The 1,127-nt window shown below is 63.6% G+C and carries 2 protein-coding genes; both read left to right on the top strand.

Translation table 11 applies throughout. From position 1 onward, the window contains the following. The coding region (locus L9Z73_RS30945) for a flagellar basal body P-ring protein FlgI (protein ID WP_247408792.1) at positions 1-650 on the top strand (650 nt) is incomplete at its 5' end. Then, positions 650-1,127, top strand: a 478-nt coding sequence (locus tag L9Z73_RS30940) for a rod-binding protein (RefSeq protein ID WP_247408790.1), incomplete at its 3' end; no start/stop codon positions are given. The genes L9Z73_RS30945 and L9Z73_RS30940, both read left to right, overlap by 1 nt.

Genomic DNA, 1,127 nt, shown 5'->3' with positions numbered 1-1,127 from the left:
CCAACGGCAGCAGCGTGACGGTCAACCAGTTGGCCGGCGGGCGCATCAGCCGTGGCGCGATTATCGAGCGCACGGTGGCGCTGAATTTGAACAACGACCACGGCCTGCTCGGTTTGTCCCTGCATGAACCGGACTCGGCCACCGCGCAGCGCGTGGTGTATGCGATCAACCTGGAAATGCGCCGTACCGTGGCCTCGGCGTTGGACGGCGGGATGATCGAAATCCAGGCGCCGGTGTCGCCCAACGAGCGCACCAACTTCATGGCGCGCATCGAGAGCATCGAAGTACTGCCGATCCAGGCGCGCCCCAAGGTGATCCTCGATTCGCGCACCGGCTCCATCGTGCTCAACAGCTCGGTGAAGCTGTACCGCGCCGCCGTGGCCCACGGCAATTTGTCGGTGATCATCGACACCACCAACACGGTCAGCCAGCCCGGCGCCTTCAGTGGCGGCCAGACGGCGACCAGCTCCCAGAGCAATATTTCCATCGAGTCCCAAGGCGGTTCGCTGCACTTGCTCGAAGGCACGGCGAACCTGATGGACGTGATCAAGGGCCTGAATGCGCTGGGGGCCACCCCGCAGGATTTGATGGTGATTCTGCAGGCACTCAAGGCCGCCGGTTCGTTGCGAGCGGAGTTGGAGATCATCTGATGAAAAGCACCGATGGCTTTGCCCTGGATGTGCAGGGCCTGGACCGGCTGCGCAACAGTGCGCACCTGGACCCGCATTCGGGGCTCAAGGAAGCCAGCAAGCAGTTCGAGGCGCTGTTCCTGCAGATGATGCTCAAAAGCATGCGCGCGGCGGTGCCCAAATCGGAGATGTCGAATAACTCGCAGACCGAGATGTACACCGAGATGCTCGACCAACAGTGGGCCCAGAGCCTGGCGGGCAAAGGTATCGGCCTGGCCGAGCAGTTGACCCGACAACTGAGCGGCTACACCTCCCGGCAAGCGCCTGAACTGGACAGCGCCACCGCGGCCTTCCTCGACCTGCCGCCATCACGCCCCTCGCCGTTTGCCAGCCCGGCGTTCGATGCCTGGAAACGCCGCGAAGTCAGCGGCGCCGACAAGGACCAGCCCGAGCATGTACAGGCATTTATCGCGCGCTTGAGCGAACCGGCGCAAAAGG

Origin of the sequence: Pseudomonas emilianonis, assembly GCF_023072625.1 — a bacterium.
Taxonomy (GTDB): domain Bacteria; phylum Pseudomonadota; class Gammaproteobacteria; order Pseudomonadales; family Pseudomonadaceae; genus Aquipseudomonas; species Aquipseudomonas paraveronii.
This window is presented reverse-complemented; position numbering and strand designations above follow the sequence as displayed.